Annotated in this window: 26 protein-coding genes; 15 read left to right on the plus strand and 11 right to left on the minus strand. The window is 65.5% G+C overall.

Annotation, left to right across the window (positions count from 1 at the left end; translation table 11 throughout):
- Positions 1-72: 72 nt before the first annotated feature.
- On the minus strand, positions 73-1,158 hold the full coding sequence (locus ACXJMY_RS00005; protein ID WP_456617269.1) for an AbrB family transcriptional regulator: 1,086 nt from the start codon (positions 1,156-1,158) through the stop codon (positions 73-75).
- A gap of 96 nt (positions 1,159-1,254) precedes the next feature.
- Complete coding sequence (locus ACXJMY_RS00010; protein ID WP_456617270.1) at positions 1,255-1,542, minus strand: PsiF family protein; 288 nt, start codon at positions 1,540-1,542, stop codon at positions 1,255-1,257.
- A 204-nt stretch (positions 1,543-1,746) separates the two neighbouring features.
- Here ACXJMY_RS00010 and ACXJMY_RS00015 point away from each other — a divergent pair, with 204 nt between their 5' ends.
- The gene (locus ACXJMY_RS00015) at positions 1,747-2,232 is read left to right on the plus strand and encodes a hypothetical protein (protein WP_456617271.1); all 486 of its coding nucleotides are present in this window, start codon (positions 1,747-1,749) and stop codon (positions 2,230-2,232) included.
- A 47-nt stretch (positions 2,233-2,279) separates the two neighbouring features.
- Here the strand turns inward: ACXJMY_RS00015 and ACXJMY_RS00020 are convergent, their stop codons facing one another.
- Positions 2,280-2,828 carry a TetR/AcrR family transcriptional regulator gene (locus ACXJMY_RS00020; RefSeq protein ID WP_456617272.1) on the minus strand — a complete coding sequence of 183 codons (549 nt, stop codon included), beginning with the start codon at positions 2,826-2,828 and terminating at the stop codon, positions 2,280-2,282.
- Between the two features lie 111 nt (positions 2,829-2,939).
- Here ACXJMY_RS00020 and ACXJMY_RS00025 point away from each other — a divergent pair, with 111 nt between their 5' ends.
- The 5 genes from ACXJMY_RS00025 (at position 2,940) to ACXJMY_RS00045 (ending at position 5,744) form a co-directional block, all read left to right on the plus strand.
- Positions 2,940-3,368: an acyl-CoA thioesterase gene (locus ACXJMY_RS00025; protein ID WP_456617273.1), complete on the plus strand. Its 429-nt coding sequence runs from the start codon at positions 2,940-2,942 to the stop codon at positions 3,366-3,368.
- 3 nt (positions 3,369-3,371) lie between these two features.
- Complete coding sequence (locus ACXJMY_RS00030; RefSeq protein WP_456617274.1) at positions 3,372-3,860, plus strand: PaaI family thioesterase; 489 nt, start codon at positions 3,372-3,374, stop codon at positions 3,858-3,860.
- 34 nt (positions 3,861-3,894) lie between these two features.
- Positions 3,895-4,278, plus strand: coding sequence for a CidA/LrgA family protein (locus tag ACXJMY_RS00035; RefSeq protein ID WP_456617275.1), 384 nt, complete (start codon positions 3,895-3,897; stop codon positions 4,276-4,278).
- Positions 4,275-4,997, plus strand: coding sequence for an LrgB family protein (locus tag ACXJMY_RS00040; RefSeq protein ID WP_456617276.1), 723 nt, complete (start codon positions 4,275-4,277; stop codon positions 4,995-4,997). Before ACXJMY_RS00035 ends, ACXJMY_RS00040 begins: the two co-directional genes overlap by 4 nt.
- An 87-nt stretch (positions 4,998-5,084) precedes the next feature.
- On the plus strand, positions 5,085-5,744 hold the full coding sequence (locus ACXJMY_RS00045) for a DsbA family protein (protein WP_456617277.1): 660 nt from the start codon (positions 5,085-5,087) through the stop codon (positions 5,742-5,744).
- A gap of 77 nt (positions 5,745-5,821) precedes the next feature.
- Here ACXJMY_RS00045 and ACXJMY_RS00050 read toward each other — a convergent pair whose 3' ends face one another.
- The 3 genes from ACXJMY_RS00050 to ACXJMY_RS00060 all read right to left on the minus strand — a co-directional run bounded on the left by ACXJMY_RS00050 (position 5,822) and on the right by ACXJMY_RS00060 (position 8,175).
- Positions 5,822-6,028 carry a hypothetical protein gene (locus tag ACXJMY_RS00050; RefSeq protein WP_456617278.1) on the minus strand — a complete coding sequence of 69 codons (207 nt, stop codon included), beginning with the start codon at positions 6,026-6,028 and terminating at the stop codon, positions 5,822-5,824.
- 84 nt (positions 6,029-6,112) lie between these two features.
- Positions 6,113-7,180, minus strand: a complete 1,068-nt coding sequence (locus ACXJMY_RS00055; protein ID WP_456617279.1) for a carboxylesterase family protein — start codon at positions 7,178-7,180, stop codon at positions 6,113-6,115.
- 23 nt (positions 7,181-7,203) lie between these two features.
- Positions 7,204-8,175 (minus strand): S1C family serine protease, encoded by a 972-nt coding sequence (locus tag ACXJMY_RS00060; RefSeq protein WP_456617280.1) that lies wholly within the window; start codon positions 8,173-8,175, stop codon positions 7,204-7,206.
- A 283-nt stretch (positions 8,176-8,458) separates the two neighbouring features.
- Between ACXJMY_RS00060 and ACXJMY_RS00065 the strand changes: the two genes are divergently transcribed.
- The 6 genes from ACXJMY_RS00065 to ACXJMY_RS00090 all read left to right on the plus strand — a co-directional run bounded on the left by ACXJMY_RS00065 (position 8,459) and on the right by ACXJMY_RS00090 (position 15,748).
- A complete protein-coding gene (locus ACXJMY_RS00065) occupies positions 8,459-9,877 on the plus strand; it encodes a M20 family metallopeptidase (RefSeq protein ID WP_456617281.1) in 1,419 nt (472 codons plus the stop codon).
- 263 nt (positions 9,878-10,140) lie between these two features.
- A complete protein-coding gene (locus ACXJMY_RS00070; protein ID WP_456617282.1) occupies positions 10,141-11,931 on the plus strand; it encodes a peptide ABC transporter substrate-binding protein in 1,791 nt (596 codons plus the stop codon).
- Between the two features lie 29 nt (positions 11,932-11,960).
- Positions 11,961-12,920: an ABC transporter permease gene (locus ACXJMY_RS00075; protein ID WP_456617283.1), complete on the plus strand. Its 960-nt coding sequence runs from the start codon at positions 11,961-11,963 to the stop codon at positions 12,918-12,920.
- Positions 12,886-13,803 (plus strand): ABC transporter permease, encoded by a 918-nt coding sequence (locus ACXJMY_RS00080; RefSeq protein ID WP_456617284.1) that lies wholly within the window; start codon positions 12,886-12,888, stop codon positions 13,801-13,803. The genes ACXJMY_RS00075 and ACXJMY_RS00080 overlap by 35 nt, the downstream gene beginning before the upstream one ends.
- On the plus strand, positions 13,803-14,783 hold the full coding sequence (locus tag ACXJMY_RS00085; protein WP_456617285.1) for an ABC transporter ATP-binding protein: 981 nt from the start codon (positions 13,803-13,805) through the stop codon (positions 14,781-14,783). Before ACXJMY_RS00080 ends, ACXJMY_RS00085 begins: the two co-directional genes overlap by 1 nt.
- A complete protein-coding gene (locus tag ACXJMY_RS00090) occupies positions 14,780-15,748 on the plus strand; it encodes an ABC transporter ATP-binding protein (protein WP_456617286.1) in 969 nt (322 codons plus the stop codon). Before ACXJMY_RS00085 ends, ACXJMY_RS00090 begins: the two co-directional genes overlap by 4 nt.
- 25 nt (positions 15,749-15,773) lie before the next feature.
- Here the strand turns inward: ACXJMY_RS00090 and ACXJMY_RS00095 are convergent, their stop codons facing one another.
- The 5 genes from ACXJMY_RS00095 to ACXJMY_RS00115 all read right to left on the minus strand — a co-directional run bounded on the left by ACXJMY_RS00095 (position 15,774) and on the right by ACXJMY_RS00115 (position 21,432).
- Entirely contained in the window at positions 15,774-16,397 is a 624-nt protein-coding gene (locus ACXJMY_RS00095; protein ID WP_456617287.1) for an HAD family hydrolase, read from the minus strand.
- A gap of 111 nt (positions 16,398-16,508) precedes the next feature.
- Positions 16,509-17,651, minus strand: a complete 1,143-nt coding sequence (locus ACXJMY_RS00100; RefSeq protein WP_456617288.1) for a helix-turn-helix domain-containing protein — start codon at positions 17,649-17,651, stop codon at positions 16,509-16,511.
- Between the two features lie 180 nt (positions 17,652-17,831).
- Complete coding sequence (locus ACXJMY_RS00105; protein ID WP_456617289.1) at positions 17,832-19,736, minus strand: sensor domain-containing diguanylate cyclase; 1,905 nt, start codon at positions 19,734-19,736, stop codon at positions 17,832-17,834.
- A gap of 180 nt (positions 19,737-19,916) precedes the next feature.
- Positions 19,917-20,138 carry a dodecin gene (locus ACXJMY_RS00110; protein WP_456617290.1) on the minus strand — a complete coding sequence of 74 codons (222 nt, stop codon included), beginning with the start codon at positions 20,136-20,138 and terminating at the stop codon, positions 19,917-19,919.
- 94 nt (positions 20,139-20,232) lie between these two features.
- On the minus strand, positions 20,233-21,432 hold the full coding sequence (locus ACXJMY_RS00115; protein ID WP_456617291.1) for a glycosyltransferase family 87 protein: 1,200 nt from the start codon (positions 21,430-21,432) through the stop codon (positions 20,233-20,235).
- A 452-nt stretch (positions 21,433-21,884) separates the two neighbouring features.
- Between ACXJMY_RS00115 and ACXJMY_RS00120 the strand changes: the two genes are divergently transcribed.
- The 3 genes from ACXJMY_RS00120 to ACXJMY_RS00130 all read left to right on the plus strand — a co-directional run bounded on the left by ACXJMY_RS00120 (position 21,885) and on the right by ACXJMY_RS00130 (position 26,167).
- Entirely contained in the window at positions 21,885-22,886 is a 1,002-nt protein-coding gene (locus ACXJMY_RS00120; protein WP_456617292.1) for a glycoside hydrolase family 16 protein, read from the plus strand.
- A gap of 2 nt (positions 22,887-22,888) precedes the next feature.
- Positions 22,889-24,358: a GH1 family beta-glucosidase gene (locus tag ACXJMY_RS00125; RefSeq protein ID WP_456617293.1), complete on the plus strand. Its 1,470-nt coding sequence runs from the start codon at positions 22,889-22,891 to the stop codon at positions 24,356-24,358.
- Between the two features lie 195 nt (positions 24,359-24,553).
- Complete coding sequence (locus ACXJMY_RS00130) at positions 24,554-26,167, plus strand: hypothetical protein (protein ID WP_456617294.1); 1,614 nt, start codon at positions 24,554-24,556, stop codon at positions 26,165-26,167.
- Positions 26,168-26,175: the final 8 nt, after the last annotated feature.

Raw genomic sequence — 26,175 nt, forward strand, 5'->3', positions numbered from 1 at the left:
GTCCATTACCGCGATTGTGGATGCAGCCCCTCACCCCGACCCTCTCCCCGCAAGCGGGGCGAGGGAGAAGACCTAATCGTCCACGTCGTCCTGGGTGCGGCCGAACAAATGCACGATGCCCGGGGTCGCGATCGTCACGAACACGAAGCGCGACAAATGATGGGCGCCGACGAAGATCGGGTCGATGTGCAGCGTCAGGGCCAGCGCCAGCATCGCGTCCATCGCGCCTGGCGCGAAGGCGACGACGACGTCGGAGAATTTCACTTGCGTCGTGAGCGCCACGATCGCGACGAAGATGCCGGAGACGGCGATTGCCACCGCAAACGAGCCCAGCGCCGCGTTGATATGGCCGGCGAGCGTCTTGATCCGCATCCGCGCGAAACGGCTGCCGATCAGCGCGCCGATGCCGACCAGCGCCACGCCGCGCACCCAGTTCGGCAGGCCGCCCTCGACCCAGCCCGCGCCATGCAGCACGCTGGAGCCGATCATCGCACCGAACATCCAGCTCGCCGGAAACTTGATCAGCCGCAACAGCAGCGCCAGCGCCAGCGAGGCGGCAACCAGCGCGACGAGCTCGAGCGGCGAGGCGATCACCGTCGTCAGTGACGGCGCGGCGGAGGGCGCGACGCCTGCGATCGCCAGCACCATCGGCAGCGCCGCGGTGAGGATGATGACGCGCAGGGTCTGCACCACCGCGATCCCCGGCAGATCGGCGCCGCGTTCGACCGCCAGGATCGTGATCTGCGACAGCGCGCCGGGACTGCCGGCGAGGAACGCCGAGGTGCGGTCCCAGCCATGGATGCGCTGGAGGTAATAGCTCGAGCCGAAGGTCGAGCAGAAGGTTGCGAGCGCCAATAGCCCGATGGTCAGGGGATAGGCACTGACCTGCTGGATCAAATGGCGCGAGACGACGGAGCCGAGCGATATGCCGAGCAGCACGAGCACGGTCTGGGTCAGGAGCGGCGGCAGCATGAGCTGGCGCCCGGCAATCGCGGCGATGCCGACTGCGATCATGGAGCCCGAGATCAGGCCGCCGGGGAGGCCCGCGACGAGAAACAGGAGTCCACCGGCGGTGCCGATAACAAGGGTCTCCACCGTGCTCAAAACCTTGGCACGGCTTGGCCATTCGAACGGCAGGGAGGCGGTGATTTGCTTCACGCCACCTTATTGCAAATCGGCGAGATCAGCACAATTGCAGGCTCGTCATGCCGCAATGCGCGCGCGTCTCGCCGAAGCCGAGAGGATGTGACGGACTTACTTCTTGTCCGCGGCAGCCGGGGCGGCGGTGCCGGCCTTGGCGGTCTTGATGCATTCGGAGCGGAATTTCTTGCGCTCCTTGCCGTGCAGGCCCTTGGCATCGGCCTGCTTGGAGCATTCGAGCGACTCGGCCGAATGCTCCTTCGGGGCCTTCTTGTCCACGGGGGCGGCGGTTGTGGTCTTGGTATCGGTCTTGGCTGCCGGTGCCGCGGTCTGGGCGAAAGCGGTGCCGGTGGCGAGCAGCGAGGCGAGGGCGACGACGGCGAGACGGGAGGCGAAGGTCATGGTGTTGCACTCTTCTCTTGCGGGAATTGCGAAGAGAGCAAAAGTCGGCCCGCGTTGCTGAACGCGACATGAATAAATCCAAACGACGGGATCACTATATTTTGGCCGCGAATGCCATCGCTTCCTTGTCGGAAGCCGCGAGCACGCTAGGATAGCAATCCTCGTTTCGCTTCCGTCGGGGAAGACCAAGGAGGAGACCTCAGGATGACCATTCAATCAAAATTGTTGTGTGCGGTTGCGGTGTCGGGATTTGCCGCGTTGGTGGCGAGCGCGCCGGCACAGGCGCTGACCTCGCAGGAGTGCAGCGCAAAATATCAGGCGGCCAAGAAGGATGGCTCGCTCGGCACCATGAAGTGGAATGATTTCCGCAAGGCCCAGTGCGGTGCGGACGCAATGCCCGCCGCTGCGCCAGCCGCGGCTGCGCCGGCCGCTCCCGCCGAGAAGCAGGCCAAGAAGGAGGTGGCCCCCGCTGCCGCGCCAGCCCCGACCCTGCCGGCCGGACCCGCGATCTACCCGAATGCGGTGGACCCGAAATATGCCAAGGAGACCGCCGGCAAGGCGCGCCTGCACACTTGCGTCGACCAGTACAACGCCAACAAGGCCACCAACGGCAATGGCGGCATGAAGTGGATCGAGAAGGGCGGCGGCTATTACAGCGAATGCAACAAGAAGCTGAAGGGCGCCGCCTGAGGCTTCGAGACGATGCGGAGGCCGGAGCCAGGCTCCGGCCTCCTGCTTTAATCCAATAGCTTCTCGGCCGATTTCGCCACGAGCTGCGACCGCTTGCGCGCCCCGCGTTCGACGAACAAGAGGCTCTGGCCGAAGATGAAGCAGTAGAACAGGAACGCCTGCGCGTCCGCCTCCTCCGCCGCCAGCCCGGTGGCGCGATAGAGTTCGGCGACATGCTTGAGGCGTGCCGCATCGACGCTCGCGACCGCCGCCGCCGCGCTCTCGTCCGCGCGGGCCCACTGCCGGATCGCAAGCTCGATCGCCATGCCCTCGGGATTTAGCCGCTCGGAATAGAGCTGGATCACCGCCCTCAGCCGCTCGCGCGGGGCTTGTCCGTCGAGGCTGGTCTGCTGCGCGATGGCCGCCGTGCGCCCCTCGCGCCAGCGTTCCAGCATGGCGTCGAGCAGCGCGGCGCGGTCGGCGAAACGGCGGTAGAAGCCGCCTTTGGTGACGCCCAAATTCTTGGCGAGCACCTCGACCCGCACCCCCTCGACCCCCGAGCGGGCGAGCTCGGTAAACCCCGCCTCGACCCAGACATCGCCCTTGCCGTCGCTCATGAAGGAAGCCTCACCGGTTCTTGATACGGTGCCGTATTGCTAACGCGGAAGGAGGCTGATACGCTACCGTATCAACAATCAAAGGGCGAAAACGGGCAGGGAGAAATTGCGATGGCGCAGGAGGCGACCTATCGCGGCACGGTCTATCCGTGGCAGTGCGATCACGTCGGTCACATGAACATCATGTGGTATGTCGGCAAGTTCGACGAGGCCAACTGGAATCTGTTCGCCCGGCTCGGGCTGACGCCGAGCTATCTGCGCTCATCCGGCCGCGGCATGGCTGCGGTGCAGCAGAACATCACCTACAGGCGCGAGCTGCTCGCCGGGGACATCGTCGAAATCCGCAGCCAACTTCTGGAGCTGCGCGAAAAGTCGATCCGCTTCCGGCACGATATGATCAATGCCGAGACCGGCGAGATTGCCGCGTTCTGCGAGATCACCGGCGTGCATATGGACCGCGGCTTGCGCAAATCGGCGCCGTTCGCGGACGCGATCCGCGAGGCTGCCATGAAGCAGCTCGCCGAACCGGCCGAGGCCTGAGCCATGGCCGCGTTCGAGCCGAAAAACCCGGGCTATCGCGCAGCGGCCATCGCCATGTTCGACGGCCAGCCGGCGATGCACACGCTCGGCATCGTGATCGTCCGCCTTGCGCCGGGAGAGGTCGAGCTGGCAATGCTGCATTCGCCGGCCTTCACGCAGCAGAACGGCTTTGTCCATGCCGGCATCATCACCGCAGGGCTCGACAATGCCTGCGGCGTGGCGGCCTTCACGCTGATGCCGCGTGAAGCCGACATCCTCACCGTCGAGTTCAAGACCACGCTGCTCGCACCCGCCCGCGGCGAGCGTTTCGTGTTCAAGGCCGAAGTCGTCAAGCCCGGCCGCACGCTGACCTTCTGCGAGGCCAGGGCCTTTGCCGAGCACGATGGCAAGACCACGCCGATCGCCACCATGACCGGCACGCTGATGGCGATGTTGCCTCGCGCCGCGGCTCCGCAGATGCCACGCGCGGCCCACACCCAGCGCGGCGATTGACAAGCCTGCCGACGCATCCCTTGATGCGACCGTCATGCTTGCGAGTCTCGGTCTCATCCTGCTCTGTCAATTGATCGGCGAAGCCGTCGTGCGCGGCCTCGGCCTGCCGCTGCCGGGGCCTGTGCTCGGCCTGCTGCTGCTCCTGATCCTGCTGCTCGCCCGCGACCGCTTCGCGATCCTGGTGCGCGGGCCGCTGCGCGATGGCGGGGTGGAGACCGCAAGCAAGGGCCTGCTCGCGCATCTCTCGCTGCTGTTCGTGCCGGCCGGCGTCGGCGTCGTGCAGAAGCTCGACCTGCTCGAATCCCACGGCATCGCCATCATGCTGGTGCTCGCGCTCTCGGTCGCGATCACGCTGCTCGCGACCGTCTTGACCTTTCGCCTCGTCAGCCGCCTGCTGCGGCAACAGGACGTGCGATGAAGGACAATCCGTTCTCGCTCTGGGTCTATCTTTCGCAATCGCCGCTGCTCTGGCTGACCGTGACGCTATTGGTCTATGCGACCACGGATGCGGTGTCGCTGGCGACGCGGCGCCATCCGCTCGCCAATCCCGTGCTGCATGCGATGTGGATCATCGGTGCGTTCCTGCTCGCGACCGGCACCTCCTACACCACCTATTTCGCCGGCGCGCAGTTCGTGCACTTCCTGCTGGGTCCCGCCACCGTCGCGCTCGCCGTGCCGCTCTACGAGAACCGCACGCGCGTGGTCGCCTCCATCGTGCCGATGCTGGTGGCGCTGGCCGCGGGCTCGGTCGCGGCGGTGGTGTCGGTGGTGCTGCTGGCGGAATTCGCCGGCCTGCCGCGCGAGGTGGTGCTGTCGCTGGCGCCGAAATCGGTCACGGCGGGTGTCGCCATGGGTATCAGCGAATCCCTGCATGCCGATCCCTCGCTGACGGCGGTCGCGGTCATTCTTACCGGCATCATGGGTGCGATCATCGTGACGCCGCTGATGAACCGCACCGGTATCACCGATTTCCGTGCCCGCGGCTTTGCCGCGGGTCTTGCCGCGCATGGCATCGGCACCGCACGCGCCTTCCAGGTCGACGAGATCGCCGGCGTCTTCTCCGGCATCGCCATGAGCCTGAACGCTCTGGTGACCTCGTTCCTGGTCCCGCTGGCGATCACGCTGCTGGTGCGATGACATTGTGGCCGCGACACTCTATATGATCCGTAACAATTCGCGGTCCCGATCCGTATTTGCGGCGATGGGACCGAAACGGGACAAGATATGACTGGATTCAGGAGGAAGGGCCTCGCGCCGACGCGCCGTACGGCGTTGACGCTGATCGGGGCGGGCGCCCTCGCAGTGGGCAGTATCAGCCTGGCGCGCGCGGCCGCCGACGATGATGAGGTGCTGACTGAAGCCAAGGTGCTGCGCGATCCGGACGTTCCTGTCGCCGGCAATCCCGACGGCAATATCAGCATCATCGAATGGTCGGACTACAATTGTCCCTATTGCCGCAAGCTCGAGCCCGAGCTGCGCCAGGTCGTCCAGGACGACGGCAAGGTGCGGCTGGTCATGAAGGACTGGCCGATCCTCGGGCCGGTGTCGGTCACGGCGGCGCGGATCGCGCTCGCCGCGAAATTTCAGGACAAGTACCACCAGGCCCATGACGCCATGATGGGCGTCAGCTCGCGGCTGACCGAGCCGCGCATCAACGAGCTGCTCGCGGCGGCCGGTGTCGACATGGATCGCCTGAAGCGCGACCTCACCGATCGCGCCAAGGACATCGACGCCGTCCTCAAGCGCAACAACGACCAGGCCGAAGCCTTCGGCTTCCGCGGGACCCCGTCGTTCATCGTCGGCAAGTACCGCGTGCCGGGCGTGCTGAGCATGGCCGAGTTCGAGCAGGTCATCGCCGACGCCCGCAAGGCCAAGATGAACTGACGCGCGTAACGTTGATCGTCGCCAATACAAAGGCGCCGCCGCGGATCGCGACGGCGCCTTGTTCATGATACGGCGTGCTACTTCGACGAGATCCGGACCCAGTCCTTGTGCGCGCGGTCGCGCAACGCGTCCCAATCGGCCTTCGCGACATCCCAGTTCACGATGGTGCGATTGGTGGTCGCGACCTCGCCATTGGCGACCGACGACGTCTGCATCGAATCATGGATATAGACGCCGCCAGCAAGCAGTAGCGCGCCCAAAATCATTCCGAAAAACGTCCGCATAGCTAACCTCCGGTGACGGGCGATAACGTCGGCCCGGAGTGAAGGTTCCGCGGCCATGCGGCGCATCTAAGGAGAGGTCGTTCATTATCCGTTCAGCCACGCCAACAGCTCCGCGTTGATCTCGCGCGGATAGGTGTGGCTGAGATCATCGATCTCGCGATAGGTGACGTCGGCGCCGGCGGTCGATAGCGCCGCCTGCGTTTGCCGCGCGGTCTGCACCGGAAACATCCAGTCGAGCTTGCCGTGGGTGATGAAGATCGGCAGGCCCTGCATGCGCGTTGCGTCGGCCATTTCCGCCATCAGCGAATGGAAAGTCGCGGACACCGGCGCGAGATGCGTGAACGGCGAGCTGCCGTCAAGCCCGCTGACATAACAGAAGGTGCCGCCGTCGCTCATGCCGGTCAGCAGCATGCGCGAGCCGTCGATGCTCCAGCGGCTCCGCATGGTCTCGAGGATGCGCATGAAATTGGGCGTGTCGGTGTCATCGCCCATCAGTGCCCAGGTCTGGCCGGTCGCGGTCGGCGCCACCAGGATAGCGCCAAGACTGCGGGCATCGCGCAGCCAGCTCCACAGGAAGCCGCGGCCGTTGCCGCTGCCGCCATGCAGCGCCATCACCAGCGGCCAGGTCCGGTCGGGCGTGTAATATTCGGGCACGTAGACCGAGAAGCCGCCGCGGCTGCCGGGCTCGTTGTGATCGTGGAAGATGCCGGTGTGCTCGCTTGCGCCGGCCGCCAGCCGCGCCAGCAGGTTCTCATCATCGCGCTTCGCCGCGTTGAGAAAGAAGCTGCTCACGGGCGGAAACTGCACGGCAAGCGGATAAAGCGCCTCCAGCGCGCGCGGCACGTGGCGCAGTGCGCGGAAGACCGCAACCAGATCGCCATTGCCGCGCTCGACGTCGCGGATACCGGCGAAGGCGGCGAGCGTCTCGTTGCAGGCTCCGTCCAGCTGGCTGCGCAGCCCGGCAAACTGCTCCGGCCACTCGCCGATCGCCGCGCGTGCAGCTTGCAGCGCCTCGTCGGGCGCGCCGATCGCGTTCATCACGGAGCCAAAGGCCGGCGGGTGCAGGTTTCGCTGGAAGAAGCCGAGCGCTTCCAGCGCCTTGAGCAGCGGCGGCAGCACGGCCACGATGTCGTCCACCACGGCCTCGGTCATCGCCGCTTCCTTAAGCCTTGGGATCAGTGCAGCTTCGGCGCCTTCAAAAGCTTGAAGCGGTCGGTCGACGTCACCGTCACGTCGAAGGTGACGCCCTCATGATGCACGGTGAGCGGCACGTCGACGCCGGCGGCGCCGAGCGCCCACATCTTCTTGTAGAATGCCGTCTGGCTCGTGACCTTGTCGCCGGCCACCGCGAGGATGACATCGCCGGTCTTGAGCTCGGCGCGGGCGGCGGGACCGTTGGCGGAGATCCCGATCACCACCACGCGGTTGTCGATCTCGGTGGAGTAGAGCCCGAGCCAGGGGCGAGCCGGCTTGTTGACGCGGCCGAACTTGCGAAGATCGTCGAGGATCGGGTTCAACAGGTCGATCGGCACGATCATGTTGACGTGCTCGGCCTTGCCGTCGCGCTCACGCTCGAGCTGGAGCGAGCCGATGCCGATCAACTCGCCGCGCTCGTTGAGCAGCGCCGTGCCGCCCCAATTGGGATGGGCGGGATAGGTGAAGACGGCCTCGTCGAGCAGATATTCCCAGTAGCCGGCGAATTCCTGCTTGGCCACGATCTGGCTCGCGACCGAGCGCGTCCGTCCGCCGGCGCCGCCGACCACGACGCGGTCGCCGAGCCGGGTGGCGGCGGACGAGCCGAGTGGCAATGGTTCGATCTCGAGCCGGCCGAGCGCCTGCACCAGGCCGAAGCCGGTCACGGCATCGAAGCCGAGCACATGTCCTTCCACCACGCGCCCATCGCCGAGATGCAGCCACACCGACTCCGCTTCGGTGATGAGATAGCCGATGGTGAGCACGAGCCCGTCGTCGATCACGACGCCGTTGCCGGCGCGCTCGGTGCCCAAAGTCTCGGCGCTGAAGGCGTCCGGCGGGATGATGGCGTGCAGGCCGACGACGGACGCGAGCGCGCGGTCGAGATCGAAACCGTAGTCGCTGGCGCGCGGCTGATTGGCCGGCGGCACTCTCCATTCGGTCAGAGCGGGCATGGAGTTCTCCTGGCTGGGAGCATGGTTCCGCCGATGCTGCGGAGGATGCACGAAACACGGATAATTTAGGCCGGAGGCGGCCGTCTTGAAAGCCTCGTTCTCCAACTATTCCAGAGAACGCCGTGTGAATTCTTTGAAAGGAACGGTTCGTGCACAACCGGCAGGCGGACGCCTCGACCCGGCATCGGCCGCATGGCTGCTGTCCGGCGAGGTGCTAGGCGGGGTGCAATGAAGCTGCTAACCATTGCCGCTTCGTTTTGACCAAGGGATCACGGACCGAAGCATGGACAACCGCAGCGACATCTGGCGTGGCGTCGATACGATCAAGGCGCGTTTCATCGACCTCAGCGACAAGGTCTGGGGCATGCCCGAGGTGTGCTACACCGAGGCGCGGTCCGCCGCCGAGCATCTTGCCGAGCTGCGCCATCAGGGTTTCCGCATCACCGAGAACGTCGCGGGCATCCCGACGGCGGTGACGGGCGAGTGGGGCGAGGGCGGACCGGTCATCGCCTTCATGGGCGAATATGACGCTCTGCCTGGGCTCAGCCAGGAGGCGGGCGTCGCGGAGCCCCGTCCGATCGAAGCCGGCGGCCACGGCCATGGCTGCGGTCACAATCTGCTCGGCTCCGCCGCACTGCTCGCGGCGACCGCGGTGAAGGACTGGCTCGCCGCGAACAAGGTGCCGGGCCGCGTGCGCTATTATGGCTGCCCGGCTGAAGAAGGCGGCGCGGCAAAGGCCTTCATGGTGCGCTCCGGCGCGTTCGAAGACGCCGATATCGCCATCACCTGGCATCCGCACAGCTTCTGGGAAGTCGCGGTGACGCCGTCGCTTGCGAACACCCGCGCCGATTTCATCTTCACCGGCCGCACCTCGCATGCGGCAGCTTCGCCGCATCTCGGCCGCTCCGCGCTCGACGCGGTGGAGTTGATGAATGTCGGCGTGAACTACATGCGCGAGCACATGCCGAGCGACGCGCGCGTCCACTACGCGCTGCTCGATACCGGCGGCATCGCCCCCAACGTGGTGCAGGCCCATGCCCGGGTGCGCTACTCGATCCGTGCCCGCGATCTTCCCGGCATGAACGAACTGGTCGGGCGTGTGAACAAGATCGCGCAGGGCGCAGCCCTGATGACCGAGACCAAGATGGAGATGAAGATCATCTCCGCGGTCTCCAACATCCTGCCGAACACGCCGCTGGAGCAGGCGCTGCACCGGGTCATGGAAGAGCTTGGACCGCCGCATTTCGACGACGCGGACAAGGGCTTCGCGACCCAGATCCGCGCGACGCTGAGCGACAAGGATATCGCGTCGGTCTATTACGCGATCGGCATGGAGCCGACCGATCGGCCGCTGGCCGACTTCCTGGTGCCGCTCGACTCCAAGCGCAATCCGCTGGTCGGCTCGACCGACGTCGGCGATGTGAGCTGGGTGGTGCCGACCGTGCAGGTTCACGCACCCACGGTTGCAATCGGCACGCCCTTCCACACCTGGCAGGTGGTGGCGCAGGGCAAGAGCGCGCACGCCCACAAGGCCATGGTGCAGGCGGCCAAGGCGATGGCCGGAATCGGTATCAAGGCGCTGACGGAACCGGAGCTGATCGAGGCCGCGAAGGCGGACCTCACGAAGCGGACGGCCAAGACACCTTATGTGTGCCCGCTGCCGGACCATGTCGCGCCGCCGCTCGACATGTCCGTGGCGTAGAATTCCGTCTCGATACTTTCGTCTGATCCGGCGAACAAATTTTCCGCAGTGCAACGCGGAATCCGGCGCCTTTTGTCGCCGGATTGCCGAACCCTTGGGCTGCGGAACACGGTTTTGCCCAACGGACAGCCAGAACACCGTTTGCATACACACGGTCGCAGTTGACGGGCACCCTATTCGGTGTGCCATCTACGGCCAGCCAAACCCGGCGGCCGCACCTCGCGGCCGCCTGCATCCTTACGGGAACCAGACGGGGGACAACCATGCTGGATAAAGAACTGCGTTCGATGATCGGCCAAGTGAAGGACGGACGGATGGATCGCCGTGCCTTCATCCAGCGTCTCGCCGCTGTCGGCCTCACCGCACCGCTGGCCAACCAGATCCTCGCGCTTGGTGGCGTCGCCATGGCGGAAGGCGTTTCGACCTACAAGCCGACCAAGCGCGGCGGCGGCGGTGCGCTGAAGCTGTTGTGGTGGCAGGGGCCGACCCTGCTCAATCCGCATTTCGCCACCGGCACCAAGGACCAGGACGGTTCGCGCCTGTTCTACGAGCCGCTGGCCTGCTGGGATCCGGACGGCAACATGAAGCTGGTTCTGGCCGCCGAAATCCCATCGATCCAGAACGGCGGCCTCGCCGCCGACGGCAAGTCGGTGACCTGGAAGCTCAAGCCCGGCGTCAAATGGCACGACGGCAAGCCGTTCACCGCCGACGACGTCGTGTTCAACTGGGAATACGCCAAGGATCCGGCGACCTCGGCGGTCACTATTGCGACCTATCGCGACATCGTCGTCGAGAAGGTGGATGACCTCACCGTCCGCATCCTCTTCAACAAGCCGACGCCGTTCTGGGCCGATGCTTTCGTCGGGGCTCCGAACTCCATGATCCCCAAACATCTGTTCGCGGATTACAAGGGCGCGAAGTCCCGTGAGGCGCCGAACAATCTCTCGCCTGTCGGCACCGGCCCGTACAAATTCCTCGAGTTCAAGCCAGGCGATCTCGTCCGCGGTGAACTCAACCCCGACTATCACATGCCGAACCGCCCGTATTTCGACACGCTCGAAATGAAGGGCGGCGGCGATGCCGTCTCGGCGGCGCGCGCGGTGATCCAGACCGGCGAATACGATTTCGGCTACAACATCCAGGTGGAAGACGACGTGCTGTTGCGCCTGGAGAAGGGCGGCAAGGGCAAGGCCATCTACGCCGTGGGCGGAGACACCGAGTTTATTGCGCTGAATTTCACCGACCCGAACACCGAGGTCGATGGCGAGCGCTCCTCGATGAAGACGAAGCACCCGCTGTTCTCCGATCCCGCGGTGCGCAAGGCGCTGGCGCTGCTGGTCGATCGTGAAGCGGTGAAGAAGGTGATCTACGGCCGCGCAGGCCGCACCACGGCGAACTTCCTCAACGGTCCCGAGAAGTTCGTCTCCAAGAACACGAGCTGGGAATTCAGCATCGAGAAGGCGTCGAAGATGCTGGATGACGCCGGCTGGAAGCCGGGTGCGGACGGCATCCGCGAGAAGGACGGCAAGAAGCTGAAGCTTCTGTACCAGACCTCGATCAATGGTCCGCGCCAGAAGACCCAGGCCATCGTCAAGCAGGCCTGCCAGAAGGCGGGCATCGACGTCGAGCTGAAATCGGTCGTCGCCTCGGTGTTCTTCTCCTCCGACGCCGGTAATCCCGACATCTACCCGAAGTTCTATGCCGACATGGAGATGTTCCAGATCCCGATGAGCCAGCCGGATCCGTCCCAGCACATGCGGCGCTATATGTCGGCGAACGTGGCGACCAAGGAGAACAAGTGGCAGGGCCAGAATTTCCCGCGCTACGTCAACCCGGAGTATGACGCCACGATCCTGGCCGCGGAAGGCGAGATGGACCCGGTCAAGCGCGCGGCGCTCTACATCAAGGCCAACGATATCCTGATCGGCGACACCGTGTTCATCCCGGTGCAGCATCGCCTCAAGGTGGAGGCGGCCGCCAACAACCTGGTTTGCGTGGTCAGCGGTTGGGCGAACGAGACCGACAACCTGTTCGATTGGTACCGGGAGGCATGATCGCGCAGGCCTAGGCGGGGTCTTTCCCTATGAGTCAATATGTCCTGCGTCGCCTGCTGATCGCCATTCCGAGCCTGCTCGGCATTTCGCTCGTGCTGTTCGTCGTGCTGGCGCTCGCCCCCGGCGATCCCTTTTCGGAACTGGCGACCAATCCGAACGTACCGCCCGAAGTCGCTGCCTCGCTTCGGGCGAAGTTCGGCCTCGACGATCCGATCTATCTGCGCTACCTGCACTGGCTCTCCGCCATGGCGCATGGCGATTGGGGGTTTTCCTTCGTCAGCCGGATGGACGTCGATGCGCTCATCCTCCAGCGCCTGCCGGCGACGCTCTATGTGATCGGCTCGGCGCAGATCCTGGCGCTCCTGATCGCGATTCCGGTCGGGGTCTACGCGGCGACCAAGCCGTATTCACTGTTTGACCAGATCGCCAACGTGCTGGCCTTCGTCGGCTTCTCGCTGCCGACCTTCTTCACCGGCATCCTGTTCATCCTGATCTTTTCGGTCACGCTGGACTGGCTGCCCTTCGTCTATTCCAGCGACATCAAGGCCACCGGCATCCGCTGGGTGCTGGAGATGATCCGGCAGGCGATCATGCCGGTGGCGGTGCTGGGCCTGTTCCAGGCGGCGTCGATGACGCGCTTCGTGCGCTCGGCGATGCTGGACGTGATCCGGCTCGACTACGTCACCACGGCGCGCGCCAAGGGCCTCGGCCAGGCCAAGGTCATCGTCAAGCACGTGATGCGCAATGCGATGATCCCGGTCGTCACGCTGATCGCGCTTCAGATGCCGGCGGTGTTCGGCGGCGCCATCGTCACCGAGCAGATCTTCCGCATCCCCGGCATCGGCTCGCTGCTGATCTCCTCCATCCTTTCCAACGACACGCCGGTGGTGATGGCCGTCACCTTCGTCTTCGCGTGCCTTGTAGTCCTGTTCAATCTCATCGCGGACGTCCTTTATGGCTGGCTTGACCCTCGCATCTCCCTCCGCTGAGCGGCGGGTCTACTCGCCCTGGCGCGAGACGTGGCGGCGCTATAGCCGCCACAAGCTTGCCGTGGTCAGTGCGTTCCTGCTCCTCATCCTGGTCCTGGCGGTGGTGCTTGGCCCCTTCGTCTGGCGGGTCAAGATCGACGAAATCGATATCGTGGCGGGCATGCAGGGGCCGTCGCTCGCCCATCCCTTCGGCACTGACGATCTCGGCCAGGACATCCTCGCGCGCATGATCTATGGCGGGCGCATCTCGCTCGCGGTGGGCCTCGCCGCGATGCTGGTGTCGGTGTTCGTCGGCACGCTGATCGGAGCGCTTGCCGGCATGTCGCGCGGCGCGCTCGGGCACGGGCTGATGTGGCTCACCGACCTGTTCTTGTCGCTGCCGCAATTGCCGCTGCTGCTGCTGCTCATCTATCTCTTCCGCGACGGGCTGAAAGCCGCGTTCGGCCCCGAAGGCGGCATCTTCATCCTGATCGTGCTCGTGATCGGCGGACTGCGCTGGATGCCGGTCGCCCGCCTCGTGCGCGCGCAGTTCCTGTCGATCCGCGAAAAGGAGTTCGTCGAGGCCGCCCGTGCGCTCGGTGCCAGCCCGGTGCGGCAGGTGGTGCGCCACATCCTGCCCAACGCGCTCGGCCCGGTGATCATCGCCGGCACCATCGACGTCGCCGCCGCCATCATCGCGGAATCGACGCTGTCCTTCCTGGGTCTCGGCTTTCCGCCGGATACCCCGACCTGGGGGCGGCTGTTGTACGACGCCAAGGACTTCCTCGACATCGGCCCGCACTGGGCGCTGTTCCCGGGCGGCGCGATCTTCATCGCGGTGGTCGCCATCAACTTCATCGGCGACGGCCTGCGTGACGCGCTCGATGCGCGACGGGTGATCTGATGGCGCCGCTGCTCCAGATCAAGGGCCTGAAAACCCACTTCTCCACCGACGACGGCATCTTGCAGGCCGTCGACGGCGTCGACATTTCCATCAACAGGGGCGAGACGCTCTGCGTCGTCGGCGAGTCCGGTTGCGGCAAGACCGTCACCGCGATGTCGATCCTCAAGCTGATCGCGATGCCGCCGGGCCGCATCGCGGCGGGCGAGATCATCTTCGAGGGCCGCGATCTGGTGCCGCTGACGAGCAACCAGCTCGACGAGATCAGGGCCAAGGAAATCGGCTTCATCTTCCAGGAGCCGATGACCTCGCTCAACCCCGTGCTCACCGTCGGCGAGCAGATCGCCGAGAGCCTGCGCCGCCACGAGGCCGTGACCAGGAAGCAGGCACTCGATCGCACCATCGAGATGCTGAAGCTGGTGCAGATCCCCAATGCCGAGGGCCGCGTGCACAATTATCCGCACCAGTTCTCCGGCGGCATGCGCCAGCGCGTGATGATCGCGATGGCGCTCGCCTGCAAGCCGAAGCTGATCATCGCCGACGAGCCGACCACGGCGCTCGACGTCACCATCCAGGCGCAGATCCTCGACCTCTTGCAGGACATGAAGGAGCGCTTCGGCATGGCGGTGATGTTGATCACCCATGCCATGGGCGTCGTCGCCGAAACCGCGCAGCGCGTCGTCGTGATGTATGCCGGCAAGGTGGTGGAGGAGGCGCTCGTCGACGATCTCTTCGGCCATCCCGGTCATCCCTATACCCAAGGCCTGATCCGCTCGATTCCGCGCATCGACCTCGACGCCGAGCACAAGGTTCGGCTGGAGGCGATCGGCGGCTCGGTGCCGATCCTGATCAACCCGCCGGTCGGCTGCCGCTTTGCGCCGCGCTGCAAGTTTGCCATGAACGTCTGCACCGAGAAGGAGCCGCTGCTGCGCGAGATCGCCCCCGGCCATCGCATGGCCTGTCATCTGGGAGACGCGGCATGAGCGAACCCTTGCTGCGCGTCTCCGGCCTGAAGAAGCACTTTCCGGTGCTGGGCGGCCTGTTGTCGCGCCAGGTCGGCAGCGTCTATGCGGTCGACGGCGTGTCGTTCTCGGTCAATCGCGGCGAGACGCTCGGCCTGGTCGGCGAATCCGGCTGCGGCAAGTCGACGACGGGCCGCTGCGTGCTGCGCCTGATCGAGCCGACCGAAGGCGAAGTCGTGTTCGACGGCCAGGACGTGCGCAAGCTCGATGGCAACGACCTGCGCGCGATGCGGCGAAACATGCAGCTCGTGTTCCAGGATCCGTTCGCCTCACTCAACCCGCGCATGACGGTCGGCGCCATCCTCGGCGAGGCGCTCATCATCCACAAGCTCGGCTCATCAACCAAGGAGCGTGAGGATCGCATCGCGAGCCTGCTCGTGAAGGTCGGGCTCAAGGCCGAGCACATGCGCCGCTATCCGCACGAATTCTCCGGCGGCCAGCGCCAGCGCATCGTGATCGCGCGAGCGCTCGCGGTCGAGCCGAAGCTGATCGTCTGCGACGAGCCGGTGTCCGCGCTCGACGTCTCGATCCAGGCGCAGGTCATCAACCTGCTGGAAGACCTCCAGGCCGAGCTGAACCTCACCTATCTCTTCGTTGCGCACGACCTCTCGGTGGTCGAGCATATTTCCGACCGTGTCGCGGTGATGTATCTCGGCCGCATCGTCGAGCTTGCCAAGGCCAGCGACCTCTACCGCCACCCGCAGCATCCCTACACCAAGGCGCTGCTCTCGGCCGTGCCGGTGCCGGATCCCAAGCTCAAGCGCAACCGCATCCGTCTCAAGGGCGACGTGCCGAGCCCGATGAACCCGCCGAAGGGCTGCCACTTCCACACCCGCTGCCCGATTGCGGAGCCGCGCTGCTCGGAGAGCGCGCCGGAGCTGAGGGAAGGCGCCGGCGGGCACTTCGTGGCGTGCCATCTCGCCTGAGGGCCGGGCAAGACGGAACCCGCGTTCATACCTCCCGGAGCAGGCCGTGCGCCGCAACGGCCTGCGCGAAAGCCTCCACCGACGTGTGGTGATGTGCGAAGAGGCCGGCCTCCCGTGCACCGGCGACATTGGCCACGAGATCGTCGACGAACAGGACGTTTTCCGGCGCCGCTCGTAGCTGCGCGAGGCAAAGGCGATAGCAGCGCGGGTCCGGCTTGGCCGCCTTGAAGGCGGCGGAGGTGTAGATTCTGGAGCCGAACAACGGACGCAATTCCGGCAGCAGCGTGTCGATGTGATCGGCGACCAGCGTGGTGTTGTTGGTCAGGACGGCAATATCGACGGTTTCGCGCAGGCGTCCGGCAATCTCCAGCATCGCGCGATCGGCCTTCATCGCATGGCGGCGGGCCTCCACCCACTCATCGAGCGACAGCGGATAGCCGATGCGTTCGCCAAAGCCCCGCAGATAATCCGCGGCATCGAGCGCGCCGGAATCGCCGAGAAGCTCGAATCCGGTTTCCCATATCGCCTTGTAGACGAACTCGCTGCTGGCCCCCGCAAGCTTCGCCAGAAAGGCGACGCGCTTTCCCCTGTCGTAGTCACAGAGGACATTGTCCATGTCGAAGAGGACAAGCTTGATCTCGTCGGTCACGGCAATACTCTTGGCCCGGCCGAAACATCGGCCAGCCCGCAGTCATATCCCGCGGGAACGCGGGAGACAAACCCGGGGGCAGGGACCGAACGTCGAGATCAGCGCGCACCGCTACGATTGCGATGTGCGGCGCCTGGCCAATTGGTGCAGCACCGTGTCGATCGCGGGGACCGCTCCGGTTTCGCGAAGCCACGTGTCGGCCAGCTCCCTCAGCTCGCCCGGTGTCAGGCCGAATTTGCGGCGGAAGGCGCGGACGAAGGTGGAGTCACTGCTGAAGCGCATGCCGACGGCGAGGTCGATCAGGCGGTCGTCCAGTGCTGCCGGGGATAGCAGCCGCCGGAACGCGAGATTTAGCCGCTGCTCTCGCACGTAATGCGCCAGCCCGCCATCGACCTCGAACAGCCGGTAGAGAGTCGCGCGCGAGATCTGGAAGTGCCGGCAAATTTCTTCCACGGTGAGTGCGTCGGTCTCGAGATTGTTGGCGATGTGGCGCTTGATCATCGCCAGATAAAGATGCCGCTCCGCGCGTTCGACGCCGGCCGCAATGTCGGCCGTCCCGCCGGCGGCCGCGGCAACGATGTCGGCGATCGCTTCGATCGTGGCCTCGGCGCTGCCGGCCTCGGGCTCGGGTGGCAGCGCAAGCGACGCGTAATGGCTGGCAAGCAGGCGTGCATGAGGATGGTCTGACGGCAGCACGGTTGCCGTCGCTGAATCCGGATGAGCGAGCCGCGGCGCCAGCATGGCGCGTTGCAGGATGATCACCATCAGGCGGGTGCGCCCGCCGCCGCCACGAAACTCCGTCCGGTTCGGCTGCGCCATGTCGATCAGGCAGATGCCACCGGGCCCCATCGTCACCTCGCGCCGGCCGGAGCTGAACCGCATCTCGCCTTCGACACACAAGGTGATATGAAAATGATCGAGGACGCCGCGGGCGATGTGCACCGGCGTCCGGTCATACGTCTGGTCGGTAACCCGCGTATCGATCAGCAACGCGTTGCCGGTCATCGTCGTCACGGTGCTGACATGGAAGTCGTCCTCCGCGGTGAGCGGAACGACATCGCAGATGTCGGCCGTCATTGCGCGGAACTGCTTGAGTGCGTCCGCCCCGCGGCCAGGGATATCTGCCAGCATACTCTCGTTCACGGCCGCCCCGTCTGCACCATCCCACGAGGCACGACCGCATGGTTTCGATATTCCAGGACCGGCGGCACCAACATCGCTCCGGCATGTAGCCATTCTGAAATCGGTGCGCAAGCGATGCAGGGGCAAGGCCGCCGGCCGGATTCGACGCACGGCGCGGAATGCGCGCCGATGTGCCGTACCTGCATCAGTGAATGCCCAAATCCGTGGCAGAGACGCCCGGCACATTGCGCGGCCGGCCGGTCCGCTACCGATCTGCCGGCGTGTGCTACGCCTGGCAGGCCGGCGATGTCGTCACGCGCTCTTCGCGGGCCAGGGCACGACCTGTCCCGACATCACCAGCCGGTCGCGGCCGCTGTCCTTGGCGGCGTAGAGCGCGCGGTCGGCGGCCGCCACCAGCGCGCTGGAGTCGGTCGCGGTCTCGGATGGAAACGCCGTCGCGGCGCCCACGCTCGCGGTGATGAGCCTTGAGGGCGGATTCTGTGCATGCAGCATGGCGAGGTCGCGCAGCGCGCCGCGAATCTCCTCGCCGACCCTGGCGCAGCCGTCGGCATCGGTGTTCGGCAACAGCACGGCGAACTCCTCGCCGCCGTAGCGCGCCGCGAGGTCGGCCGGCCGCCGCGGATGAGCGGACAGGATCCGCCCCAGCGCACGCAGGCAGCCGTCGCCGGCCAAATGCCCGTAATGGTCGTTGAACGCCTTGAAATGATCGACGTCGATCAGCAGGAGCGAGAGTGGGGTGCCATCGCGGCGGGCGCGGGCCCATTCGTCCGCGAGGCGCTCGTCGAATGCGCGCCGGTTGGCGAGCCCGGTGAGGCCGTCGGTCGCCGCGAGCGAGGCGAGCTTGTCCTGCAAGTCCTTCTGTTCGGTCATGTCGCGCACCACCGCGACGACGCCGTCGATCTCGCCGCTGTCGGACGCCCGGGTCACGTGCAGGGCCGACTCGGCCCAGATCTCGCCCTTGTCGCGATGGCGCTGACGGTAGACGAACCTTGCCTCCTCCGCCTCGCCGTTCTTCAGCGCGGCAATCGCCTGCTCGACCCGCTCCATGTCCTCCGCGTGAACCCCGGCCACGGCCGACGTCCCCAGCAGTTCGTTGGAAGACCAGCCGATGATGCGCGCGCATGACGGAGAAACGTAGATCAGCCGGTTATCCAGCCCGATCCTGGTCACCATGTCGCTGGATTGCTCGGCCAGCAGGCGGAAATGGGCTTCTTTGGCGATCAGGGCCTGTGCCATGCGCTGCCCCTGCAAGAGCTGGCGGACCAGGTAAAAGCCGATCGCCGCGATCAGCAGGACGAGGCCGAGGACAACGGTCATGCGTGCGGCCGCCGCGCGGCGCCAAGGGGCCAGCACGTCGTCCTGCGACTTGCTCGCCAGCACCATCAGGGGATAGCGGCTGCTGCGCTGGTAGTAGCTGAGCCGCTGCACGTTATCCAGCGGAGACTTGAAATAGTAGACGGCCGCAGCCGGACGGCTCTTCCATTGCTTGAACAACGGCGCGTTGGACAGGTCGCGTCCGACGAAGGCGCCGCTCTCGTCGCGGCTGCGCGCCAGCATGATGCCGTCGTTGTTCAGCAGCGACGCCGAGCTGTGCGGACCGAGGTCGAAGCGCTCGTAGAACTTGACGAAATAGCTGACGTCGATCGTGAGCAGGGCAACGCCGGCGAAGCTGCCGTCGGGGTGGTTGATCCGGCGAGATGCGGTGATGATCCACTGGCCGCCGGAACGGCTCTTGACGGGTCGTCCGATCAGCGTGCCCGGATCCGGCGAGTCGCGATGACGCTGGAAATATTCGCGGTCGCTGTTGTTGAATTTGGAGAAGTCGACCTGCTCGGTCGTGGCAAGCCAGCGGCCGGTCTCGTCATAGACGAAGATGCCGCGGATGCGGTCCGATGATTTGCGGGTCGGCAGATAGGTCTGAAGCTTTGCGATGGTGTCCGGACCGGTTCCATCGAGCTCGAGCCGATGGACCAGCCCGACGAGGATGGTATCGACGAGCTCGAAGGTGTCGTCGGCATGCTGGACCAGCGAATGCGCGAGGTTGGCGACGTCGATTTCGGCGTTTCTGAGCTCGGCATTGCGCGTTTCCCATTCGCGCCAGCCGCTCAAGCCCAGGATGGCGAAGCAGGTCAGCATGACGAAACCCGCCGCCCAAAGCGGAAGGCGCGTCTTCCCGAGTTCGCGGCCCGTTGTCATCAGGCTTGCTCCATTTCGGTGCAAACCTCTCACCTTGGCCTTAACGGCTTGTTGCGTTATCCGCGCTGATTGTGCCAACCCCGTATTCGGCCGGAACCAGTCCTCGATGTTTCGACGGGTTATCGTCGGAGGATGTTAACCACACGGGCCTCACGCGCCGGTTTTGCCGTGAGTCCTGCCTCACCCTTCCAGCGTAAACCCGACGCGCAGCGTCACCTGGTAGTGGCGCACGGCGTTGTTCTCGATGTGGCCGCGCGTCTGCACCACCTCGAACCATTTCATCTCGCGAATGGTCTTGGCGGCGCGGCTGATCGCGTTCTTGATCGCATCCTCGATCGACGTGTCCGACGATCCGACCAGTTCGAGGATCTTGTAGACGTGATCCGTCTCGGCTGTAGGCATCGTGAGTCTCCCTTGGTTGCGCTGCGGCAGGCAGGACATCGCTCCCACCGGGAAACGCGGCCGCGGCGGGATCAGTCAAACCCCCGCCGACGGCCTAGGTTCCGTGATTTGTGCCGGGGGCTATTCCAGGAGGCGCACCGGGGAGGCGAGCTCGACGGCGGGCGCACCTTGTCGCGGCCGCCGGCTGCGCGTTGCGCCACAGCGTGCGCAGCAGCATCGCCAGCACAGCAATGAGCGCGACGCCGGCGACCGCCGGCTTGAAGCGCTCGTCAAAACCGGCTGCAAGGGTCGTCGATTGCAGCAGGCCGTAAGCGCCGGCCAGCATGATGAGCCCGTACATGACGCTGCGTTCGCGCGGGCTCGTCACCCTGGGAAGGTCGGGAAGCAGCAGCGCCAGACCGACGCCGACGATCGGCAGATCGTAGTCATAGGCATAGGGGCTGATCATCACCGAGACGATCGCCGCGATGCCGAGCGTGAAGCGAGCAGGCATCCCGCGCGCGATGCCAAGTGCGATCGCAGCGAGCGCAAGGGCCGCGAAAACGACCTGGCCCCAGAATGCTCCGCTGGCGGAGAGGCCGGCGTTGTACAGCGCTGCGTAGCCCGAGATCATTCGGAACAGGGGATACATGCCCTGTTCGAGAAAGCCCGCCGACTCCCTGATCGCGCCCAGCCACGCAATCCAGATCTGCGGCCCGAAGACGAGGGTGCAGAGCAGCGAGCTCACGAGCACGACCATCGCGGCGGTGGCGATCGTTGCCCAGCGGCGGGTCGCCAGCAGATACACCCCGACCGCAACGGCCAGGTGCGGCTTGATGACCATGGCGCCGAGCGCGAGGCCCGCGCGCACCTGGCGCTTCTGCAGGTTGACGCAGACGAGCCCGATCAACGCGCCGGTGAGAAGGCCGTTCTGTCCGCAGCCGATCGTGATCGCCATGGCCGGAAACAGAACGATGAGGATCAGTGCGAAGTTATTGCCTGCAATCGCGCGCAGCGTCATCAGATAGGCGGTGAGCGTCATGGCCGTGAACACCGAATAGGCGGCCCACACCGGCAGGAAGGCTAACGGCGCCAGCAGCAGGTCGAACTGCGGCGGGTAGGTCCAGGGCATGAAGCCGGTCGCGCCACCCGAGACCTCCGCCTGCATCTTCATGAACGCGGCGAACCGATAGGTCAGGTCGAGACCACCGAGCCAGACCCGTTGCGCGACGATGTGAAAGGCGGCGAAGTCGGCGACCTCGTGGTCGTGCCAGAGGCCCCATCGGAAGAACCAGAAGGTCTTGAGGGCAACCATGGCCGCAAGCGTTGCCACCAGGCCGCGCACATATATCGTTCGCTTCGATGGCGAGGACTGAATCGATTCCAACGTCTCGGCGAACATGGGCGGCAGCCTCGGACCGGCAGGGCGGCGGGCCCGGACGCCGGGCCGCCAATCACGGCCGAGATTGCCTTCAGAGACTTAAGGGACGGTAACGAAAGGATAAGGATTTTAGCGGGTGCCGATGGCGTCCGACGCCGCCGGCCGCTTGGAATTCAGACCGCCTTCGGTCTCGAACGTCCGCCCTGGCGGAGCAGCGGGATCAGGCCCAGTTCGTCACCAGTCTTGCGGTGCGATGCCGCGATTTCCCGCGCATTTGCGTGCGATATCGAAATGTTCCCTTTGAATTCGCCGGGTGACATCGCGCGGCCCGCTTGTCCGCGGGAACGCGGAAGGGCTAACCTGACGTCTTCCTCGGATGTGCGGTGATGATCGGCCGTTGGGCGAAGGGCATTTTGGTCGCGATCGGTCTGTCTGCCACGCCTGCATCGGGCGTCGCGCAGGACGATCTTGATGGCGCGCCGGGCAACTTGTCACTGCAAGTCACGACCGATCCCTCCATGATCGCGTGCCGCAGGCTGGAGAGCGTCAATCCCGCGTCGCTCGCGTTTCTGCCGTTGCGCCGGACTTTCAATGACGATTTCGACGAGCATCCGCTCGCGAAGGGACGCTGGGTGCCGCATTATGCCGGCGGTGCCGCCTGGCCCGAAGCACGCTATTGGGGCGGCGACGGCTCCGACTTCAAGCGCAAGACCAGCGCCAATGGCGAGCAGCAGATCTATGTCGATCCGCGCTACGCCGGCCGCGCGACCGCGCCGCTCGGGCTCGATCCCTTCAAGGTGAAGGACGGCGTGCTGTCGATCGTGGCGAGCCGCACGCCGCCGGAGCTGAAGTCCGTGCTGTTCAACAACGAGTACGTCTCCGGGTTACTCACGACTCAGGGCACGTTCGCGCAGAAGCACGGCTATTTCGAGATCCGCGCCAAGATCCCGGTCGGCCACGCGGTGTGGCCGGCCTTCTGGATGCTGGCGGATGACGGCGGCTGGCCGCCCGAGGTCGACGTGCTGGAAGGCCGTGGCGAGCGGCCCGGCGATCTCGTGATGACGACGCATTGGCGGATTCCGTCGACCCAGAGGATCCAGTCCTGCGGCTTCGACTTCACGGTCGGCGACGCTTCGCACGCATTCCACAATTACGGTGTGCTGTGGGAGGAGGATCGGCTGGTCTATTTCATCGATCGCAGGCCGGTCTCCGATATCAAGGTCCCGATCGGCTTCGACGATCCGATGTACATGATCGTCAATCTCGCGATCGGATCGAAGTTCTTTGTCGGCGTCGGTCCCGTCGATGCGGAATCGCCGCCGCGCGTCGCATTCGAGATCGACCGGATTTCGGCCTATCAGATCGATATGCAGCAGGCGGGGAGATAGCGATGCTCGCTGATGTCTCACGCCGCATATTTGCAAAGCTCGCCGGCCTCGCCGCGCTCGGCGCGGCGGCAGGCGCCAGCGCTGCCGAAAACGAAACGCCCGCATCGATCGAGCGCCACGCGCCGGCGCGCTTCCCGAAGGATTTTCTGTGGGGAACGGCGACCTCGTCCTACCAGATCGAAGGCGCCGTCGGCGAGGACGGCCGCGGCAAGTCGATCTGGGACACCTTTAGCCACACGCCCGGCAAGATCGAGGACGGCACCACCGGCGACCGCGCCAACGAGCATTATCATCGCTACAAGAAAGACGTCGGGCTGATCAGGGAGCTCGGCGTCAAGGCCTACCGCTTCTCGATCGCATGGCCGCGGGTATTTCCGGACGGCGCGGGGCTCCCCAATGCCAAGGGGCTCGATTTCTACAATCGCCTCGTCGATGAGCTGCTCGCGAACGGCATCGAACCCTACGCGACGCTCTATCACTGGGACCTGCCGCAGGCGCTCCAGGACCGTGTCGGCGGCTGGCAGTCCAGCGACACCTCAAAGGCCTTTGCCGACTATGCCGCTTACGTCGCCCAGCGCCTGACCGATCGCGTGAAGAACATCTTCACCGTGAACGAGGTCGGACGCTTCGTGAATTTCGGCTATGGCTGGGGCATCGATGCGCCCGGCCTCAAGCTGCCGCCAGCGCAGCTGAACCAGGCCCGCCATCACGTCGCGCTGGCGCATGGGCTCGCGGTGCAGGCGATCCGCGCCTCGGGCCGCGCCGGTACCCGCGTGGGTGCGGCCGAGAACATCGCGGCCTGCGTGCCGGCGATCGCGACGCCGGAGAACATCCGCGCCGCCGAGATCGCAACGCGCGAGCTCAATGCCGGCTTCCTCGGCGTGGTGCTGGAAGGCAAATACACCGACGGCTTCCTCGCCTATGCCGGCCCCGACGCGCCGAAATTCACGGCCGAGGAGTTGAAGATCATCGGCACGCCAAACGATTTCGTCGGCCTCAATATCTACGCGCCGCAATACTACGTCACGGCCTCCGACCGCGCGCCGGGCTTCCGCGTGCTGCCGTTCCCGTCCTCGTTTCCGCACATGAATTCGGAGTGGCTGCGGATCGGCCCCGAGGTGATCTACTGGGCGCCGCGCATCGCCGCGAAGATCTGGAACATCAACACCATCTATATCAGCGAGAACGGTACGTCTTCCGAGGACAAGCTCGCCGCCGACGGCCAGGTCTACGACCTCGACCGCATCATGTTCCTGCGCAACTATCTGACCCAGATGCAACGCGCGATCGCCGAGGGCGTGCCAATCCGCGGCTATTTCCTCTGGAGCCTGATGGACAATTTCGAGTGGATCTTCGGCTACGGCCAGCGCTTCGGTCTCTACCGCGTCGATTTCGAGACGCAGGTGCGGGTGCCGAAGCTGAGCGCGGCGTTCTATCGCGACGTGGTGGCAAGGAACGCGATCGGGGTGTGAGCGCCTCGTCTGCGGGCGGCTCCGGAACGGGCGGTGGCGCGCGAGCCGCGCGCGCATCGTTAACGAAACGCTGACGTAGATGGTTCGGCACGCGGTTCCGACAAGCCAGGATTAAACTTTTGATCGTATCGGGTGAGATAGGCTGGAGGGGCCGGGGGCCATGGGCTGCGCCCTTGACGGGGGAGGGAGAGCTCCGTGACGATTGCCGTGAACCATTGCGATCGCGTGGTCTTGCCGTCATCCGCGGACGGCGCCGGAGCGTGGCCGCGTCCTGCGACCGGGGCCGTGCTGACCTGGCTGCTGCTGTTTGCCGCCGAACTCGTCGCGAGCCTGGCGCTGTGTGACTTCAGGCTCATCTTCTCGCTGGATGACGCGTATATCCATCTCGCGGTCGCCGACCAGATTCTGTCCGGCGGATATGGCGTCAATGCCGGCGAATATTCCTCGCCCAGTTCGTCGATCATCTGGCCGTATATCCTGGCGTTGACTGAAGCGCTCCGCCTCGGCGCCTTTGGTCCGCTCCTGATCAACGCCGCGGCAGCGGGCGCCACGGTGTTCGCGGTCCTGCGTCTTCTGGAAGCGAGCGGATTGTTCGCGGGCACGGGCGAGCGTCCGTTCGCCTGTCTGGTCGCGCTGCTCCTGATCTTCAACGTCAGCGCCGTCGCCCTGCCCATGACCGGCATGGAACACAGCGTTCACGTGTGGGCGTCCGTCGTGACCTTTGCGGGCCTCGCCGGCGCGGCGCGTGGACGCACGCCGACGCCCCTGCATTTTGCCGCTCTGGTGCTGCTTCCGCTGATCCGTTTCGAAGGGGCCGCGTTTGCCTGTGCGGCGATTGCAGGCTTTGCGCTGCTCGGTCAGCGGCGCTTCGCCGCCGGCGCCGCGCTCGCCATCGCCGTCGGCCTGTCCGGCTATGCCGCGCTGATGGTGTCGCGCGGCCTGCCGCTGCTGCCGAGCTCCGTGCTGCTGAAGGGTTATCTCGCGAATCTCGACGAGCCCGCGAGCGCCCTTCCCGCCGTCGTCAAGAATATGATGCGGAGCATGACGAGCTCCTATGGCCAGCGGCTCATTCTGCTCGGCCTTGCCCTTGCGGGCTGCGCCTCCTGGCTGCGCTCCGACCGCCGGGCGCTGATCGTCTGTCTGACCGTCATCGCGGCCATTGGCGCGCATCTGGTGTTCGGCCAGTACGGCTGGTTCAACCGGTACGAGGTCTACATCATGGCGCTCGCGACCGCCGCGCTGCTGTGGGCGGCTGCGCAACTCAGGCCGCGGCTGCGCGCCTTGCAATGGTCGCTCACGAAGGTTGCGCTGGTGCTCGGTCTCGGCATTGCGGCGGTGCCTTACGTGACGACGGCGCTGGTTACGCCGCTCGCCGCGAGCGACATCTACGAGCAGCAATACCAGATGGCTCGCTTCTCCCGGTCGTTCTACCGGCACCCGATCGCGGTCAACGATCTCGGTCTGGCCGCTTACGGCAACGCGAGCTACACGCTGGATCTCTGGGGCCTCGGTTCGGAACGGGTGCGCCAGGCCAGGATCGCGGGGCAGTACGGACCCGCGGAGATGGAGGCTCTCGCGAGCGACCACGGCGTCGGACTCGTGATGATCTATGACGTCTGGTTCCCGAAAGGTGTGCCGTCGACCTGGACCAAGGTGGCCGTGCTGCGAACGGCGACCGTGACCCTGTCGCAGCGGGATGTCACCTTCTACCGCACACCCTTGGCCGATGCCGCGGAAGTGACCTCGGCGCTTCAGGCCTTCAAGGCGACAATTCCGCCGCGAGACAGGCTCGACATCGTCGCGCCGTAACCGGGCCC

Source organism: Bradyrhizobium sp. P5_C12, assembly GCF_054049735.1.